The organism is Streptosporangium sandarakinum, from assembly GCF_013409935.1.
GTDB lineage: Bacteria > Actinomycetota > Actinomycetes > Streptosporangiales > Streptosporangiaceae > Streptosporangium > Streptosporangium nondiastaticum.
Window position 1 is genome coordinate 74,514 of sequence record NZ_JACCCO010000002.1, and the last position, 16,889, is coordinate 91,402.

At 73.0% G+C, this 16,889-nt stretch carries 21 protein-coding genes; 13 read left to right on the top strand and 8 right to left on the bottom strand.

All coding sequences use genetic code 11. The features are described from left to right. The first annotated feature begins 186 nt into the window (after positions 1-186). Positions 187-594 carry a PPOX class F420-dependent oxidoreductase gene (locus tag HDA43_RS18950; protein WP_179823571.1) on the top strand — a complete coding sequence of 136 codons (408 nt, stop codon included), beginning with the start codon at positions 187-189 and terminating at the stop codon, positions 592-594. 123 nt (positions 595-717) lie between these two features. On the opposite strand, the gene HDA43_RS18955 is transcribed toward HDA43_RS18950, so the two are convergent. From HDA43_RS18955 to HDA43_RS18965, 3 genes are read right to left on the bottom strand one after another with little or no spacing between them, the layout of a single operon-like run. Beyond that, positions 718-1,068, bottom strand: a complete 351-nt coding sequence (locus HDA43_RS18955; RefSeq protein WP_179823573.1) for a DUF3703 domain-containing protein — start codon at positions 1,066-1,068, stop codon at positions 718-720. Continuing rightward, positions 1,065-1,811 carry a cation efflux transmembrane domain-containing protein gene (locus HDA43_RS18960; RefSeq protein WP_179823575.1) on the bottom strand — a complete coding sequence of 249 codons (747 nt, stop codon included), beginning with the start codon at positions 1,809-1,811 and terminating at the stop codon, positions 1,065-1,067. Before HDA43_RS18960 ends, HDA43_RS18955 begins: the two co-directional genes overlap by 4 nt. Then, complete coding sequence (locus tag HDA43_RS18965; protein ID WP_246424455.1) at positions 1,808-2,284, bottom strand: ArsR/SmtB family transcription factor; 477 nt, start codon at positions 2,282-2,284, stop codon at positions 1,808-1,810. Before HDA43_RS18965 ends, HDA43_RS18960 begins: the two co-directional genes overlap by 4 nt. 114 nt (positions 2,285-2,398) lie before the next feature. Between HDA43_RS18965 and HDA43_RS18970 the strand changes: the two genes are divergently transcribed. The 4 genes from HDA43_RS18970 (at position 2,399) to HDA43_RS18985 (ending at position 6,007) form a co-directional block, all read left to right on the top strand. Beyond that, positions 2,399-2,812 (top strand): ArsR/SmtB family transcription factor, encoded by a 414-nt coding sequence (locus HDA43_RS18970; protein ID WP_179823577.1) that lies wholly within the window; start codon positions 2,399-2,401, stop codon positions 2,810-2,812. Then, positions 2,812-3,723, top strand: a complete 912-nt coding sequence (locus HDA43_RS18975; protein ID WP_179823580.1) for a cation diffusion facilitator family transporter — start codon at positions 2,812-2,814, stop codon at positions 3,721-3,723. Before HDA43_RS18970 ends, HDA43_RS18975 begins: the two co-directional genes overlap by 1 nt. Before the next feature lie 263 nt (positions 3,724-3,986). After that, positions 3,987-4,832 carry an aldo/keto reductase gene (locus HDA43_RS18980; RefSeq protein WP_179823582.1) on the top strand — a complete coding sequence of 282 codons (846 nt, stop codon included), beginning with the start codon at positions 3,987-3,989 and terminating at the stop codon, positions 4,830-4,832. Between the two features lie 254 nt (positions 4,833-5,086). Then, positions 5,087-6,007: an aldo/keto reductase gene (locus HDA43_RS18985; protein ID WP_179823584.1), complete on the top strand. Its 921-nt coding sequence runs from the start codon at positions 5,087-5,089 to the stop codon at positions 6,005-6,007. Positions 6,008-6,188: 181 nt separating this feature from the next. On the opposite strand, the gene HDA43_RS18990 is transcribed toward HDA43_RS18985, so the two are convergent. After that, entirely contained in the window at positions 6,189-7,301 is a 1,113-nt protein-coding gene (locus HDA43_RS18990) for a Vgb family protein (RefSeq protein WP_179823586.1), read from the bottom strand. Positions 7,302-7,627: 326 nt separating this feature from the next. Continuing rightward, positions 7,628-8,209, bottom strand: coding sequence for a hypothetical protein (locus HDA43_RS18995; protein ID WP_179823588.1), 582 nt, complete (start codon positions 8,207-8,209; stop codon positions 7,628-7,630). A gap of 425 nt (positions 8,210-8,634) precedes the next feature. Here HDA43_RS18995 and HDA43_RS19000 point away from each other — a divergent pair, with 425 nt between their 5' ends. From HDA43_RS19000 to HDA43_RS19025, 6 genes are all read left to right on the top strand, one after another. Beyond that, complete coding sequence (locus HDA43_RS19000) at positions 8,635-9,216, top strand: hypothetical protein (protein ID WP_179823590.1); 582 nt, start codon at positions 8,635-8,637, stop codon at positions 9,214-9,216. 13 nt (positions 9,217-9,229) lie between these two features. After that, positions 9,230-10,222 (top strand): lamin tail domain-containing protein, encoded by a 993-nt coding sequence (locus HDA43_RS19005; protein WP_179823591.1) that lies wholly within the window; start codon positions 9,230-9,232, stop codon positions 10,220-10,222. Positions 10,223-10,361: 139 nt separating this feature from the next. Further along, positions 10,362-10,964, top strand: coding sequence for a TetR/AcrR family transcriptional regulator (locus tag HDA43_RS19010; protein ID WP_179823594.1), 603 nt, complete (start codon positions 10,362-10,364; stop codon positions 10,962-10,964). After that, positions 10,957-12,243, top strand: a complete 1,287-nt coding sequence (locus HDA43_RS19015; RefSeq protein WP_179823596.1) for a glycosyltransferase — start codon at positions 10,957-10,959, stop codon at positions 12,241-12,243. The genes HDA43_RS19010 and HDA43_RS19015 overlap by 8 nt, the downstream gene beginning before the upstream one ends. 127 nt (positions 12,244-12,370) lie before the next feature. Beyond that, positions 12,371-12,667: a type II toxin-antitoxin system prevent-host-death family antitoxin gene (locus HDA43_RS19020; protein ID WP_179823597.1), complete on the top strand. Its 297-nt coding sequence runs from the start codon at positions 12,371-12,373 to the stop codon at positions 12,665-12,667. Beyond that, positions 12,664-12,903 carry a type II toxin-antitoxin system RelE family toxin gene (locus HDA43_RS19025; RefSeq protein WP_179823599.1) on the top strand — a complete coding sequence of 80 codons (240 nt, stop codon included), beginning with the start codon at positions 12,664-12,666 and terminating at the stop codon, positions 12,901-12,903. The genes HDA43_RS19020 and HDA43_RS19025 overlap by 4 nt, the downstream gene beginning before the upstream one ends. A 148-nt stretch (positions 12,904-13,051) precedes the next feature. Here the strand turns inward: HDA43_RS19025 and HDA43_RS19030 are convergent, their stop codons facing one another. Further along, the gene (locus tag HDA43_RS19030) at positions 13,052-13,837 is read right to left on the bottom strand and encodes an SAM-dependent methyltransferase (RefSeq protein ID WP_179823601.1); all 786 of its coding nucleotides are present in this window, start codon (positions 13,835-13,837) and stop codon (positions 13,052-13,054) included. Between the two features lie 212 nt (positions 13,838-14,049). Here HDA43_RS19030 and HDA43_RS19035 point away from each other — a divergent pair, with 212 nt between their 5' ends. Next, positions 14,050-14,511, top strand: coding sequence for a YkvA family protein (locus HDA43_RS19035; RefSeq protein WP_179823603.1), 462 nt, complete (start codon positions 14,050-14,052; stop codon positions 14,509-14,511). 219 nt (positions 14,512-14,730) lie between these two features. Here the strand turns inward: HDA43_RS19035 and HDA43_RS19040 are convergent, their stop codons facing one another. Both HDA43_RS19040 and HDA43_RS19045 read right to left on the bottom strand, forming a co-directional pair. Further along, positions 14,731-15,063 (bottom strand): DMT family transporter, encoded by a 333-nt coding sequence (locus HDA43_RS19040; protein WP_179823605.1) that lies wholly within the window; start codon positions 15,061-15,063, stop codon positions 14,731-14,733. 336 nt (positions 15,064-15,399) lie between these two features. Beyond that, the gene (locus HDA43_RS19045; protein WP_179823607.1) at positions 15,400-16,098 is read right to left on the bottom strand and encodes an FMN-dependent NADH-azoreductase; all 699 of its coding nucleotides are present in this window, start codon (positions 16,096-16,098) and stop codon (positions 15,400-15,402) included. Positions 16,099-16,186: 88 nt separating this feature from the next. Between HDA43_RS19045 and HDA43_RS19050 the strand changes: the two genes are divergently transcribed. Next, entirely contained in the window at positions 16,187-16,822 is a 636-nt protein-coding gene (locus HDA43_RS19050) for a TetR/AcrR family transcriptional regulator (RefSeq protein WP_179823610.1), read from the top strand. The last annotated feature ends 67 nt before the right edge of the window (positions 16,823-16,889 follow it).

Genomic DNA, 16,889 nt, shown 5'->3' on the forward strand with positions numbered 1-16,889 from the left:
CGCTTCGGCGCGGCGGTTTCTCCGGAGCCGGAAGGGCCCGGCCGGAACGCGGGACCGACACCCGCTTCGTCCCTGACCTCGGCCATGGGAGTTCCGGCGCTGCTCGGCGATCTGCTCGCCGAGCAAGGCGCGTCAGGTACGCGGATACCAGGCCGTCGGAACATTCCGGGGCGTAGGCTGCCGATCATGAGCGTTACCCTCAGCGACTCCGCCCGGCAGATCCTCGACGCCCCCAACATCGGCATCCTCGCCACCCTCAACCCTGACGGCAGCCCTCAGACCTCGGTCGTCTGGGTCGGCACCGACGGTGACGACGTGGTGATCTCCTCCCAGGCCGGAAGGCGCAAGGTCCTGAATCTGGAGCGGGATCCGCGCGCCAGCCTCAGCGTGTTCGACCTTTCGGATCCCGAGAGGTACATCGAGGTCCGCGGGCTCGCGACGGTCACCGAGGACGAGGGAAGGCGACTGGCGGTGGAGCTGGCGGAGAAGTACGAGGGCGTCGGCGGCGGAGAGGAGTACCTCCGGCTTCCTCCGGAGAACGTGCGCGTGGTGATCCGGATCACGCCGCGACGCATGCTGGGCTACGCGGCGTGACGGGACCGCAGGACCGAGGTCGGACAGGGGGAAAGCGAGGCGGAACCGGTGTGGCCGCAGGGTCGCGTCCCTTTCATGGCGGCGTCGCCGGGAGCGGGCGGACACCGCCGCCGGGGAGCCGGTTCAGGCGGTTTGCAGCAGCGCGGCCAGATCGTCGGGCAGGGGCATCGGCTGGGTGAGGCTCACGGTGGCGCGGCCGGTGTTGCCCTCGGGGTAGCGGCCCAGGGCGCTGCCGGGCGCGGCGACGATGATCCGGACGACCTGGCCGAACGCCTCACGCCGGTCGCGCTGGGCGATCGCGAGGGCGAACATGGCGATGTGGTTGCGGGTGTGGGGCCAGGGCCACGGCTGGGAGATGATGTGCGCGCGCTCCAGGTGCCGCCAGCGCGCCCCGGGCTCGGTGGCGGTGCGGGCGGCGCGCATCTCGGCGCGGTAGGCGCCCCGCACCCGCTCGGACATCGGACGGCCGATCATCGCTGGTCCTCCTGCGTGTTCTTCTGGATGGGTGAGCAGCAGCCGTCCGCGCAGCCGTCCGCCCCGGACACGGTGGCGGACGCGGGGACGGACGCGGTGTCGTCGGCGGAGAGGGAGGTGGGGACGGCGCAGCAGGCGTCCCCGCGCCAGGCTTCGCGGCCTTCCTTGACCGCGACGGCGGCGATGACCAGGGCGGCGATCGGGTCGGCCCAGGACCAGCCGAACAGGCTGTTGAGCGCCAGCCCGACGAGCAGCACCGCCGACAGGTAGGTGCACAGCAGGGTCTGCTTGGAGTCGGCGACCGCGGAGGCGGAGCCGAGCTCGCGGCCGGCGCGGCGCTGGGCGTACGACAGGAACGGCATGATCACCAGGCTGAGGGCGGCCAGGATCAGCCCGGGGGTGGAGTGCTCGGCCTCGCCGACGCCCAGCAGGGCGCGCACGGCGTCGAAGGTGACGTAGGCGGCCAGCGCGAAGAACGACATCGCGATGATCCGCAGCGCGGTCTTCTCCCGCTTCTCGTGGTCGGTGGCGGAGAACTGCCAGGCCACGGCGGCGGCGGAGGCGACCTCCACGATGGAGTCCAGGCCGAAGCCGATCAGGGCGGCCGACGAGGCGACGGTGCCGGCGGTGATGGCCACCGCCGCCTCGATCACGTTGTAGGTGATGGTGGCCGCGACCAGCAGCCGGATGCGGCGCCGCAGCAAGGTGCGCCGGTCCGGGGCGGGCAGGTTGCGCGTGGTCACGACACCGTCTTCCCTTCGATCTCGCCTGCCCGCTGGTCGAGGTGTTCCAGGTCGTGGTCGAGTTCGGCCCGCAGCGCGCCGCGCGCGTCGGCTGCGCCGTGAGCGGTGCCGTGCCGGGTGCCGTGAATGGGGGAGAGCACCACGGCGTGGCCGGTGGCGGCCAGCAGATGCTCGGCCGAGGCGAGCAGATCCATCAGCTCGGGGCGGGTCAGGGAGTAGAAGGACTGGCGGCCTTCGGCGCGGTAGTCGACCAGGTCGCAGTCGCGCAGGCAGGCCAGGTGCTTGGAGACCGTGGACTGCGCCAGGCCGAGCTCGCCGACCAGGTCGACCACCCGGGCCTCGCCGCGCGCGAGCCGGGCCACGATGCGCAGCCGGTTCTCATCGGCCAGGGAGTGGAACAGGGCCGCCGCCGGAGAGATGCCGGCGGCGATGTCGGCGCTGACGCAGCGGCCGGCATCATCATCAATCGCCATATGGCGATGATAGCCCGATTCGGGAATGTCATGGCAAGGGGACGGTGAAGCGGGCGTCGAGCCCCGGAGCGTCGATCTTGACAGATATTCCCGATCTTCCCCTATATTGCTCATATGAATAAGTATTCAGATAATGGTGTCGTGGCGGTGGACGGCTGCACCGTCAAAGTGGTCGACGCCGACCGGGTCGTCGCCGTACGCGAGCGCATGCCCGCGGCCGAGGACCTGGCCGACGCCGCCGACGTCTTCGGTCTGCTGTCGGACCCGAACCGGCTGCGGCTGCTGGTCGCGCTGCTGGACGGTGAGCTGTGCGTGTGCGACCTGGCCGCGGTGACCGGCCAGAGCGAGTCGGCCGCCTCCCACGCGCTGCGGCTGCTGCGCGCGCACCGCATCGTCACCGCGCGCCGCGCCGGCCGGATGGCCTACTACCGGCTGGCCGACCCGCACGTGCGGATGCTGCTCGATGTGGCGCTGGCCCACATCGAGCACACCGAGCTCCTCCACCCCGAGCGCGACGGAACCGCCTGATGGGCACCGGACACGGACACGGGCACGGACAGGGGCACGCGGGCGGCCGGCACCGGTGGCGGCTGGCGGTCTCCTTCGTCCTGATCGGCGGCTTCTTCGTGGTCGAACTGGTCTTCGGCCTGCTGTCGGGCTCGCTGGCACTGCTGTCGGACGCCGGGCACATGGCCGCCGACGTGGTCACCCTCGGCGCGGCGCTGGTCGCCACCAGGATCGCCACCCGCCCCGACACCACCGGCCGCCGCAGTTACGGCTCCTACCGGGCCGAGATCTTCGCCTCTCTGCTGGCCGTCGTGCTGATGCTGGGCGTCGCGGTCTACGTCGTGACCGAGGCGATCGGCCGCATCGGCCAGAACGCCGAGGTCTCCACCGGGCCGATGCTGATCGTCGGCGCTCTCGGCCTGGCCGTCAACCTGGTCGCGCTGCTCCTGCTGCGTTCCGGCGCCAGCGAAAGCCTCAACGTCAAGGGCGCCTACCTGGAGGTCGTGGCCGACACGGCCGGCTCGGTCGGCGTCATCGCCGCCGGTTGGCTGGTGGCCGCGACCGGGCAGGCGTACTGGGACACCGTCATCGCCCTGGCCATCGGCGCGTTCGTCGCCGTACGGGCGATCTCGCTCGGCCGTCAGGTCTTCGCCGTGCTCGGCCAGCACGTGCCAGAGGGCATCGACGCCTCCGCCGTCGCCGCCGACCTGGCCGCCATCGACGGCGTACGCGACGTGCACGACCTGCACCTGTGGACCCTCACCTCCGGCATGAACGTGGCCACCGCCCACCTGGTCACCGCCGACCAGAAAGACCACCACGCCGTCCTCGACCAGGCCCGCGACCTGCTGCGCCTTCGTCATGGCGTGGCCCACGCCACGCTGCAGGTGGAACCGGCCGACCACCGAGGCTGCGACGAACTGAACTGGTGAGCCGCCTCCAGGCCCACGCCCGGTCACCGCGGTTCCCTGTTCCTGTGAGGACCGCGCCGGCGGCAGGCCGTCCTTCGTCGGAAGGCCTCCCGGACCTGCCGTCGGCCCCGGCCGTCAGCTCTGGCCGTCCTCACCCGGCACGCGGTGGACGCCGGCCGGGGAGGGGCTGCGGCCCTCGGCCCGCGACACGGTCTCCGGCCTCCGTGGGTGGCGGCAACACCGGCACCCCCGTTTACCTGGGGTTTCGTGGGTACGTTGAAGGCATGGTTCCCATGATCACCCTCAACGACAAGACACAGATCCCGCAGCTGGGTTTCGGCACCTATCTCATCCCGCCCGAGCAGACCGCCGACATCGTCGGCCAGGCCCTGCAGGTCGGCTACCGGCATGTCGACACCGCCCAGATGTACGGCAACGAAGAGGGCGTCGGCCGGGCCATCGCGGCCTCCGGCATCCCCCGCGAGGAGCTGTACGTCACCAGCAAGCTCGCCAACGACAAGCACCGTCCCGACGACGTGCGGCGTTCCTTCGACGAGACGATGGCCAGGCTCGGCCTGGAGCGGCTGGACCTGTTCCTGATGCACTGGCCGCTGCCGACCCTGTACGACGGTGACTACGTCTCGACCTGGAAGGCCATCACCGACCTGGTCGCCGACGGCCGGCTGCGTACCGCGGGCGTGTCGAACTTCCAGCCTGACCACCTCGACCGGATCATCGCCGAGACCGGGGTGGTGCCCGCGGTGAACCAGATCGAGGCGCACCCCTACTTCGCCAACGGCACCGCGCGCGAGGCCTCCCACCGCCACGGCGTCGCCGTCGAGGCGTGGAGCCCGCTCGGGCAGGGCGGCGCCGTCCTGGAGGACGAGAAGATCACCGAGATCGCCGCCGCCCACGGCAGGACCACCTCGCAGGTCATCCTGCGCTGGCACATCCAGCGCGGCGACGTCATCTTCCCCAAGACGACGCGGCGCGAGCGGATGACGGAGAACTTCGCCCTGTTCGACTTCTCCCTCACCCCGCAGGAGGTCGACGCGATCAGCTCGCTCGACAAGGGTGAGCGGGGGCGGGTCGGACCGAATCCGGACACCTTCGACTACCTGCCGGACTGACCTCGCCCGGCGGCCGGGGCCCGGTCACCGCCACCGCGCCGGCCGCCGCCGGGAGGGGGCGGGCCCGGGTCCGCGATATGATCTCCACTGACACCTGAGCCTCCCCGGTACGGACCCCGTCCACCGAGGAGGCTCTTTTTCATGCCCGGGGCAGCCGTTCCCGGTACGGCCGGGCCCCTCGCGCCTGAGCCGCTTCCCGGGCGGCGGGCCGGGCATCCGGCTCCCGCCGTTCACCGTTCTCACCAAGGAGATCCATGTCAGATCTGTATGTGCCCACCACCGCGGCGGCCGCGGGCACCTGGAAGCTCGGCGACCTGACGGTCAACCGCGTCGGGCTCGGCGCGATGCGCCTCACCGGCAGCGCCGCCTTCGACCTGGGCGTGCCCAGCGACCGGGAACGGTCGATCACCGTACTGCGGCGCGCGGTCGAGCTGGGGGTGAACCACATCGACACCGCCGCGTTCTACTTCTCCTCGCTGCGCTCGGCCAACGAACTGATCAACCGGGCGCTGGCCCCGTACCCGGACGACCTGGTCATCACCACCAAGGTCTGGCCGGGCCGGAACCCGTCGGGGGAGTGGTGGTGGGCCGCTCCGGAGCAGCTTCGCGGCCAGGTCGAGGAGAACCTGCGCCAGCTCGGCCGCGACCACCTGGACGTGGTGAACCTCCGCGTCCCGCCGAGCCACGGGTCGGGCTCGATCGCCGAGCACTTCGGCGCGCTGGCCGGCCTGCGCGACGCCGGGCTCATCCGCCACCTGGGCGTCTCCAACGTCACGCCCGGCCAGCTGGCCGAGGCCCAGGCCATCGCGCCGGTGGTGTGCGTGCAGAACTCCTACGGTCTCGGCGCGCCGGCCGCCGAACGGGAGTTCCTGCGGGCCTGCGGCGCCCAGGGCGTCGCGTTCGTGCCGTTCTTCGCGATCGCCGGCGCCGGGCGCGAGGCGGGCGCGCGCGGGACCGACGACGAGACGGTGCTCGCCGTGGCGCGCGCGCACGGCGCGACGCCCGCGCAGGTCCGGCTGGCGTGGACCCTCCATCAGGGACCGCACGTGCTGGCCATCCCGGGAACCGGCGACCCCGCTCACCTGGCCGCCAACGTGGCCGCCGGCGCGCTGCGCCTCTCCGGCGAGGAGATGGCGGCCCTTTCGGCCGTCGGCGGCGAGCACGGGGCCGGGTAGCGGCGGCACGGGGAACCGGACGGCCTCCGGCGGCGCGTCAACCGGGTGACGGCGGCGCAGGGAGCCCGACGGCCTCCGGCGGCACTTCAACGGGGGCGCGGACGAGAGGGCCCGCGGCACGGCCGGCCCGGCGGCCTTCCCACCGGGGGAGGGCCGCCGGGCCGGCCGGTCCGGCACGGGGTCAGGGAGTGATGACGGCGAGCTGGTCGACGTAGTCCTCGGTGGCCCAGAGGTTGTCGTCCGGCCCCAGGACGATGTCGAACGGCCCGGCCAGGTTCGTGGGCAGCGGGTATTCATTGATCGTCCCCGCCGTGGTGACGCTGGCGACGTTGCCGCCGACCTGCTCGACGAACCACAGGTTGCCGTCCGGGCCGGCGGTGATGCCCCACGGGAAACTGTTGGGATCACTCACCGGGTACTCGGTGAAGACGCCCGAGGTGGTGACGTTGCTGACCTTCCCGTTCCCGTCGGTGTACCACAGGTTGCCGTCGGGCCCGGTGGTGATACCGATGGGCATCGCCCCGGTGGACGGGATCGTGTACTCGGTGATGGTCCCCGAGGTGGTGATGCGCCCGATCTTCCCGGCGAGGGCCTCGGTGAACCAGATGGCGCCGTCCGGTCCCGTGGTGATGCGCATCGGATACGAATCGGCGGCCGGCAGGCTGTATTCGGTGATGGTCCCCGAGGTGGTGATCCGCCCGATCTTGTTGCCGTTGGACTCGGTGAACCACAGGGCGCCGTCGGGGCCGGCGGTGATGGCCCAGACGAAGGCGCCGGGGGTGGACAGGCTGTATTCGGTGATGGTCCCCGAGGTGGTGATCCGCCCGATCTTGTCGCTGTTGGACTCGGTGAACCACAGGGCGCCGTCGGAACCGGTGGTGATGTGGGCCGGTTCGGCGTCGAAGGTGGGGAGGGAGTACTCGGTGAACGCGCCGCCGGTGGTCACGCGGCCGATCTTGTTGGCGTAGTTCTCGGTGAACCAGATCGCGTCGTCCGGCCCGGTGGTGAGCCCCACCGGCGTCGACGGCCTCGTGGGGATCTGCAGTTCGTCGATCGCCGGAGCGCGCAGCGCCTCGGCCATGCGCCGGGGAGCGGGCCGCGGCGCGGGCGGGTAGTGGCAGCGGATCCCGCGATGCTCCGGCATCCGCTTGAGCGTGAGGCAGAGCTTCACCCAGGGCCGCAGCGGAGACGGCCCCGGCGGGGCGGAGACCGCCGCGGACGCGGGCGCGATCGCCGTCATGGCCAAGGCCAGGGCGACCAGCGGATACCCGAGGCGTCGAGTGCGATGACGCATGACATCCCTTTCAGCAGACGTTCGGCACGGGCGCGGGCCGGCCGCCGGGTCACGCCCAGCGGTCCGTGACACCCCGCGACACCCCGCGGCGGAGCGCCGGGACGTCGAGCGCCGTGGCGCTGTGGCGCTGTGGAACCGGGGAATGATGGGTGCCACGCCGTCGGCGCGACCTCGTCCCGGGCGGCGCTCCGGGCGCCGTCGTCGGCCCGTGTCCGGCCCGGCGAACCCAATCTGGCAGGGTCCCCGGCCGCCTTCGATCGCGCACGGTCCGTGGCCGGTCAGGAAAGCCCCAACTTATCGCGGACCCGATCTCCCGGCGGGACCGCTCAGGCGACGGAGTGGGTGACGACCCCGGTGTAGACGCCGGGGGCGGCGGTGGAGGGGACGGTGACGACGAGCGTCGGCGCCCAGCTCGTGGAGGTGGGGATCCCCACCAGCTTGCGCGAGGTGAACGCGGTCACCGGCGAGGACAGGGCGACCTGCTGGTCGGCCGTCGGCTGCCCGGCGCTCCGGGCGGCGCTGCCGGAGAAGGTGGTGACCGGGCCGGACCAGTAGGCGACGTTGCCTTTCGTGATCGTCTGCGCGGGCGTCCCGGACCCGGTGGTGAAGTTCGTGGCCGCCGCGGTCGCCGTCCACGACGGGGTTCCCCCCCGGTTGTCGGCCACGGTCACCGTGCCCATGGACGCGCTGATCGAGCCGCCGGCCGGGCCGCTGCCCAGGTCCACCGATCCGGGCACGGTGATCGTCAGGGTATCGGCGCGCAGGGCGACCGTGGCGATGCGGACGGCCGGCGAGCCCGGGACGGGGCCGGCGGCGGCCGGTGCGGCCAGGACGAGCAGCATCCCGGCCAGGCACGGCGGCACCAGCGGAGCTCTCGCGGAAAAGACGCCGGTACGGGCCTTGCTCATGCCGACTCCTCACAGATGTCTTGGCGACGTGCCCAGGCACCGGTTCGCCGTCGGCGGGAGGACCGATCGACAGCCTAGATCATCGAGGTACGGCCTCCTTCCCCTTCGCCGCCCGGGACAGGTAATCCCCTGGCAATGACCGGGTTGGAAGTCCTGCTCCGGGGCCGCGGGCAGGTGCGGCGGCGGGCGCGGAGCAGGCGGGGGCGGGCGGCGGCGCCGCCCGCCGAAGGCGCGGCCGTCCGATCGGCCGCCCTGCGGCATGGACGGGGTCTGGTGATCCCGCATGACCGCCAAGACTGTACAGGTGGTGATGAAGAGTCGGCAGACACCACATCCAACGGTTCTCCTCGTTGATCTCCCTGCTCAGGATGGGCCGCGTACACAGGTCCTGACGTGGGCCTGGACGGGATGAAAAAGGAGCGGCCATGTCCGCACGCCGTCTCGGCACAGTCTGTTGGGGAGTCACGGGCCTGGTGGCGGCCCTGACGGCCGCGCTGCCCGCCACGGCGGGCACCTGTCCCGCCTCGACCACCTGTTCCACCACGGTGACCTTCACCGTCACCGCCCCCGACGGGCTGACGATCACCGTGCCCAGCGGGCCGGTCAACATCGGCAGCGGAGCCCCGGGCGGGCAGATCAGCGGCCAGCTCGGCTCGATCACGGTGTCGGACCAGCGGGCCACGCTGGCCGCCACCTGGACCGCGTCGGTCGTCGCGGCCACCGGCGGGTTCACCACGGGCGGCGGCACCGCACCGGAGACCATCCCCAACACCGCCGTCCTGTACTGGTCGGGGGCCGCGACCGGCACCACCGGCAGCGGCACCTTCGTGCCCGGCCAGGCCAACGCCGCGGCCGCGCAGTCGCTCGACCTCTCACGCACGGCCTTCAGCAAGACGACCGGCTCCGGCGCGAACTCCGCCACCTGGAACCCGACCGTCGTGATCAACGTCCCCGCCGGCGCGGTCGCCGGCGTCTACACCGGGACGGTGAACCACTCTGTCGCCTGACATCCTCCCGCGGGTGAGCCTGCCGGCCGCGCTGCTCGCGTTCGCGGTGTCCGGCGGGCTCGGCGCGGCGGTCGCGGCCGCCGACCCGCCGCGCCCCCAGGCGAAGGGCGCCATCGGGATCGTCCTGCTGGAGGCGCCGGAGAACCGGATGGACGACCCCCGCGCGCGCATCTTCATCGTCGACCACGTCAACCCGGGAACCACCTTCAGCCGGCGCCTGCAGATCACCAACAGCTCCCCGCGGCGGCAGCACGTGAAGCTGTACGCGGCCGCCGCGGACATCAGACAGGGCAGGTTCACCTTCGCGCCGGGCCGCACCCAGAACGAGCTGACCTCGTGGATCAAGCTCAACCGTCCCGCCGTCGATGTGCCGCCGCACGGCAGCTCGCAGGTGACGGCCACCGTCCGCGTCCCGGAGCCGGCGACCAAGGGCGAGCAGTACGGCGTCATCTGGGCGCAGGTGTCCACCGGGCGGCCGAACGCCAGGCGGAACATCGCGCTGGTCAACCGCGTGGGGATCCGTGTCTATCTCGACGTCGGCCCCGAGGGCGAGCCGCCGTCGCAGTTCCGTATCGGCGAGGTGGTGCCCCATCGCCTGGACGACGGCCGGCCGTCGATCGCGGCGACCGTACGCAATACGGGCGAGCGGGCCATCGACCTGTCCGGGCAGCTCACGCTGTCGGACGGTCCCAGCGGAATACGGGCGGGCCCCTACCAGGTCCCTCCCGGCACGACCCTGGCCCCCGACCAGACGGGCAGGGTGACCATCCCGCTGGGCGACCGGCTTCCGGACGGGCCGTGGAAGTTCCAGCTCACGTTGCGAAGCGGGCGCATCACGCACACCGTCTCGGGCAGCCTGGCCTTCCCGGCCAACCGCGGCCGGGGAAGGCCGGCCGCGCTCGACTCCTCGATGACGACGCTGCTCGCCCTGACCGCGCTGATGGCGCTCGCCGGCGCGGGGACGCTCTTCGTCGTCGCCCGCCGCCAGCGCCCGGCGGCACGCTGACGGGGCGGAGCCGGAGGCGGCGAGCCGGCACGCCCGATCGTCCGGGGTCTCAGGCCGCCGTCACCGTGGACCCCGGCCTGGTCCAGGGCGAGCCGATTTTCGGTTGACCCTTCCCTCAATTGAATATAAACATGACTCCATGGAAAGTGGGGCCAGGCGCCCGTACCGCATGGGCGCCCGCGCCGCGGCCGTGGAGGCCACGCGTGCGCGCGTGCTGGAGGCGGCGGCCGCGCTGTGGACGCGGCGCTGGTACGACGACGTCACGCTGCAGCACATCGCCGACGAGGCGGGAGTGTCGGTGCAGACGATCGTCAACCACTTCGGCGGCAAGGACGGACTGGCCGACGCCGTCGCCGACCAGGTGGCGTCGCAGGCGGAGGTCGTCCGCCAGGCGCCGGTCGGCGATGTGGCGGCGATCGTGGCGACGCTCTTCGCGGACTACGAGCACCGCGGCGACGCCGGCGTGCTCTGGATCGCGCAGATGGACCGTGTCCCGGCGGCCGCCCGGGCGGCCGCCCACGCGCGCGCCCAGCATCGGGCGTGGCTGGAACGGGTCTTCGCCGACCGCCTCCCGGCCCCGGGCCCGGCCCGCGAGCACACGCTGAACCTGCACTACGCCGCCACGGACGTCTACCTGTGGAAACTGTGGCGGCGCGACCTCGGCCTGTCGCGCGAGGACGCCGAACGTGCCATGCGCGACCTGCTGACCTCCATCGACCCCCGAAAGAGACGCGATGCGTAAGGACTTCCTGTTCGCCACCTGGTCCGGTGGCGGAGCCGTGCCGCCCGTCCTGTCGATCGCCCGCGCGCTGCACGAACGCGGCCACGGCGTCCGGGTGCTGGCCGACACGTCACTGCACGAGGAGGTCGCCGCCGCCGGCGTGGAAGCGATCGCCTGGACCACGGCGCCCCAGGGCGACGCCGCCGATCCGGCCAAGGACGTCATCAAGGACTTCGAGGCCCGCACGCCGCTGGGCGCGCTCGCCCGGCTGAGAGACCGCATCGTCTGCGGCCCCGCGGCCCACTACGCCCGGGACACAATGGCCGAGCTGCGGGCCCGCCCGGCCGACGTGCTGGTCGCCGAGCACATGCTGCTCGGCGCGCTCACCGGCGGCGAGGCCACCGGGATCCCGGTGGCCTCGCTGGTGACGACCCTCTATCCGTTCCCCACCCCGGGGGCGCCACCGCCCGGTCTGGGCCTCGCCCCCGCCTCGGGCGCGCTGGGACGTCTGCGCGACCGGGCGCTGGCACGACTGGCCGTCAAACCGTGGGGGAAGGGACTGCCGGCGCTGAACGCCGCCCGTGCCGCACACGGCCTGCCGCCGGTGGCCTCGGTGGTCGAGGCGTTCGACCGCGTCGACCGGCTGCTCGTGCTGTCCCCGCGTGCGCTGGACCACCCCGGCAGGCGCTTCCCCGCGCACCTGCGGCACGTCGGCCCGCGGCTCGACGACCCGGCCTGGGCCGGGAAGCCGGAGCTGCCGGAACTGCCGGAAGGCGACGCGCCCCTGGTCCTGGTCGGCCTGAGCTCATCGTTCATGAACCAGCGCACGCAACTCCAGCGCATCGCCGAGGCCCTCGGCACGCTGCCGGTGCGCGGGCTGCTGACCACCGGCCCGGCCGTGGACCCGGCGACGATCCGCGCGCCCGGCAACGTCCTGGTCACCGCGGCCGCCCCGCACGGCGTCGCGCTGCGCCACGCCGCGGTGACGATCACCCACGCCGGCCACGGGACGGCCGTCAAGTCCCTGGCCGCCGGGGTGCCCCTGGTCTGCGTGCCGCTCGGCCGCGACCAGACGGAGGTGGCGCGGCATGTCGAGCTCGCCGGCGCCGGGATCATCGTGAGCAAGAACGCCTCACCCCGCACGATCGCCCGAGCGGTCGGCCGCGTCCTCCACGAGCCCTCCTACCGTCGCGAGGCGCGACGGCTGGCGGCCGAGATCGCCGCCGAGACGGCCACCGACCGGGCGGTCGCCGAACTGGAGGCCCTCACCGGCCGGAACGGGGGCGCCTCCGGAGGCTGACACGGCCTGACACGGTCGGACCGCCGGGGCCGTCCCGGACGTCGCCGGGCCCGCCCGTCGGCGCCCGGGGGGTGTACATCCTGGGCATCCTGCGCAGGGTGTACACCATGTGCGTATGGTGGAGGGCATGACGAACGACGCACTGGGCATCGTCGAGGCGCGCAACAACCTCGGCGTCCTGGTGGCCCGCGCCGCCCACCGCCACGAGGCCACCCGCATCCGCCGCTCCGCCGGCGAGCGCGCCGTCCTCATCTCCGAAGAGGAGTACGAGGAACTGCTGCGCCTGCGCCGGGAACGGGAGATCGCCGGCGTCACCGCGGCGATCGCCGCCCACGACCGCGGCGAGACGGACATGGCGGCCTACGACAGCGCGGCCGACCTGTACGCCGACCTCGACCTGCCCGCCCCGGGCGGGCGCTCTTGAAGCACCGCCTCCTGCTCACCCCCGCCGTACGGGAACTCCTGCGCGCGGCCGCGCCCGGCCTGCGCGCCACGATCGCCGACACCCTGCTCGACCTCACCGCCGACCCCGAGCCCATCGGGGCCCGGCCGTACGGCGGCATCCCGGACGCCTTCGAGTTCCGCGCCGAGACGTTCCGCCTGGTCTACACCCGGGGCGGCGACCACGTGTCGGTGTGGGTCCTGCAGGTCAACACCTGACCCACGCGGGTCCGTCCGTACCCGCCGTCGCCGAGACGCCGGGCGAGGTGGAACACGCCGGGAAGGCCGTTCACGGCGCCGCCCTCGGATGCGCCGAGGGCGGACCCGGTGAGAACGGCCACCCCCGCCGGGCCCGGCCGGAAGGGGGTCAGCGGCTCAGCGCGCCGACGGCCGCCAGCATCTCATGCGACCGCTCGGGGTAGGGCTCGAGTTCGGGGGCGACCGGCCGCCAGTCCGCGGGCGGGACGAGACCCGGGGGCAGGAGGTCGAACCCGTCGAACAGCGCGTTGATCTCGGCGCGGGTGCGGAGGTTGACGGGGCTGCTGGTCCGCTGGTAGATGGTCTCTCCGATCTTGATCTCCTCCTCCGACATGGTCTCGGAGCAGGCGTGGGTGACGACCAGGTGGCTGCCCGGGGCCAGGGCGTCGCGCAGGGAGGAGATGACGGCCTGGGCGTCTCCGGGAACGAAGTGCAGGACCGCGACGGCGATCAGCCCGATCGGCCGGTCGAAGTCGAGGGTGGCGCGCACCCGGGGGTGTTCCAGGATCTTCTCGGGGTCGCGCAGGTCCCCTTCGACGGTGACCACGCCGTCACCGTCGGCGGTCGCCTGGCGGTGCGACACCACGGTGGGGTCGTTGTCGACGTAGACGACGCGGGCGTCCGGGTGGAGGGCGCGGGCGACGTCGTGGACGTTGGGGTGGACCGGGAGCCCCGAACCGAGGTCGAGGAACTGCGTGACGCCGGTCGCGGCGATCTCCCGGACGGCGCGCAGGAGGAACCCGCGGTTGGCGCGGCCGGCGTCGCGGACGCTGGGGAACGCGCCGACGAGCGTGTCGGCGGCTTCGCGGTCCGCCCCGTCGATGTCCGCGCCGCCGAGCAGGTGGGCGTAGATACGGGCGGAGCTGGGCCGTGATCCATCGGTGGGGTGTGCCATCGGGGGCCTTTCGCGTGCGGGGGCCGGCGGTCGGTGCTACGAAGATCGTCGCCGATGCCCCGCCGGGATCGCAGGCTTTTCCAGGGACCGGCGCGACCCGTACAGGCCCTGCGCAGCCGCCGGTGGTACGTTCGCGTCGCCGGACAGCGGCGTCGGACAGAAGTGCCGGATCCGGGGAAGAGACGCCGTGGCGCGGCCGACGAAGGAGTGGCATGACCGGCTCGTGGGAGTGGGACCTGCTACTGGGCGTCGCCGCCGCGCTGGCGCTGACATGGGTGGCGCTGGTGGCCGTACTGATCACGGTACGGCCGCGCGGCGATCTGCTGCGCGAGGCGCTGCGGCTGCTGCCGGACGTGCTGCGCCTTGTGCGCCGGCTGGCCGCCGACCCGGAACTGCCGCGCGGCGTGCGGATCAGGCTCGCCCTGCTCCTGGCCTACCTGGCCTTCCCCCTGGACCTGGTGCCGGACTTCATCCCGGTCCTGGGCTACGCCGACGACGCCATCGTCGTCACCGCGACGCTGCGCTCGGTGGTGCGCCGAGCCGGGCTGTCCGCGGTGCGCCGCCACTGGCCCGGCACCGAGGACGGCTTCGCCGTACTGTGCCGGCTGACCGGGCTGACGGAGGGGCCCGGCCGTGTCCATGGCGACGCCGCGCGTCACGACTCGGAGACCTGAGCCCGGCGTCGTCGACCATCTCAACGCGCGCACCCCTCCGCGCCGCGCGGCCACGACCGTGGCCGGCATCTCGGGACGCCGGCCTCGTTCGCTGCGGGAGTTCCTCGGGTGGACCCGCGGCGCGACGGGAGGGTCCCGGCCTTCAGGCCCGCGCCCCCGGCCCCCGTCCCCGGTCTCCGGGCCCGGGGACGCGGACCCGAACGAGGGCCGTACCGGGTCTCATCCGGCGTCGGGGGAGGTGAGGCGGGCGAGGACGACACCGCCGATGATCAGGGACAACGCGGCCAGACGGCCGGCCGTGACCGGGTCACGGTGGACCACGATGCCGAGGACGATCGCGCCGACCGCGCCGATGCCGGTGAAGACGGCGTAGGCCGTGCCGACGGGCAGCGTCTCCATCGCCCGCGACAACAGGTAGACCGCGACGACGGCCAGCGCCAGGCACAGCAGGGTGGGCAGCGGCCTGGTGAAGTTGTCGGTCGGCTTGATGCTCTGCGACCAGGCGATCTCCACCAGCCCGGCCGCCACCAGCAGAATCCAGCTTGTGTTCATGACGGCCTGTGCTCATTGCGACGCTGCGCGTCGCGGCTCGGGGGCTCAGGCCCGATGTCTTCCCTCGTCACTCCGTCGCTCCGCTCCTGCGTTCCTCGGTCCAGACACCGGCGCCCCCTCGCGGGCTCATGGCGACGCTGCGCGTCGCGGCTCGGGGGCTGAAACCCGGTGTCTTCCCTTGTCGTTCACTCGCTCCGCCCTCGGTCCAGACACCGGCGCCCCCTCGCGGGCTCATTGCGACACTTCGTGTCGCGGCTCGGGGGCTGAAACCCGGTGTCTTCCCTTGTCGTTCACTCGCTCCGCCCTCGGTCCAGACACCGGCGCCCCCTCGCGGGCTCATTGCGACACTTCGTGTCGCGGCTCGGGGGCTGAAACCCGGTGCCTTCCCTCGCGGGTCAGTTCGCGGGCCAGGTGACGTATGGCGACCTCGGCCGCGTCGCGGGAGGCGGTGTGCTCACCGCGCAGGTGGTCCAGCGCCGGATCGACCAGCGAGTTGGTCAGTTCGGTGCTGACGAACACCGCGTCGTCGATGCCGAAGTGCCCGGCGAAGAAGTCGCGCAGGTAGCGCTCCTGGTGGTCGTACGGCTCACGCGGCGCGCCGGGCCCGTAGGCGCCGCCGCGCGCGGAGGCCACGACGAAGCGCCGCCCGGCCAGGGACATGCGGGGGAAGGTGATCTGGTCGATCCACGCCTTGAGCGCGGCGGGGATCGAGAAGTTGTACATCGGGGTGCCGATCAGCACGACGTCGGCGGCGACCACCTCCTCCAGCAGCGGCCGCAGGACGGCCCAGGCGGCGGCCTGCTCGGGGGTGCGGACCGCCTCGCCGTAGCGGCCGATGTCGGTGATGGCGTGGCGCAGGACGTGGTCGCACAGCTCGGTCCACGCCTGGCCGATCGGAGGCACGGGGTCGGCGGCCAGGTCGCGGTAGGTGACCTCACCACCCGCGGCCCGCCACTCCTCGGCGAAGGCGGCGCTCAGCGCTCGGGAGAAGGACGCGCGGCGGGCGCTGGCGTCCAGGTGCAGCAGTCGGGGCATCACGGATTCCTCTCAAACGGACATTCCGTCCGGTTGAGAGGACTGTAGCACAACCGGACATGGTGTCCACTTGGCTAGAATCGGAGGCGTGACGCCACGGACCGATCCGCCGAACGACACCGCCGCGCGACCGCGCGAGCGCACTGACCTGCTGACCGACGCCTCCACGCGACCACGCGAGCGGGCCGACGCCGCACGCAACCGGGAGAAGGTGCTCGCCGCCGCCGAGCGACTGTTCGCCGAGCGCCGCCCGGTGACCATGGAGGAGATCGCCCGGGCCGCCGGGGTGGGGCGGGGCACGCTCTACCGCCGCTACCCCGACCCGGCGTCGATCGCGCTGGCCCTGCTCGACGAGCACGAGCGCGGGCTGCAGGAAAAGCTGCTGCGCGGCGACCCTCCGCTCGGGCCGGGCGCACCGCCGGCCGAGCGGCTGGCCGCGTTCTACGACGCGATGACGGAGCTGCTGGAGCGACACGGGCATCTGGTGCTCGGCGCGGAGACCGGCGCCTCGCGCTTCGCCACCGGAGCCTACGGTTTCTGGCGCGCGCACGTGCGGTCCCTGGTCGTGGCGGCCGGGGTGCCCGGGCCGGACGTGCTCGCCGACACGCTCCTGGCCCCGTTGGGGCCGGAGGTCTACGACCTGCAGCGACGCAACGGCGTGCCGCGCGAGGAGGTCGCGTCCGCCCTGGCCGGGATCGCCCGCGCGGTCCTGGCACCGTCCTGACCGGCGCCGCCGCCCCCACCGTGGTCGCGAGACGCGCGACCGCGGCCTGTGATCGCGGGACCGGACC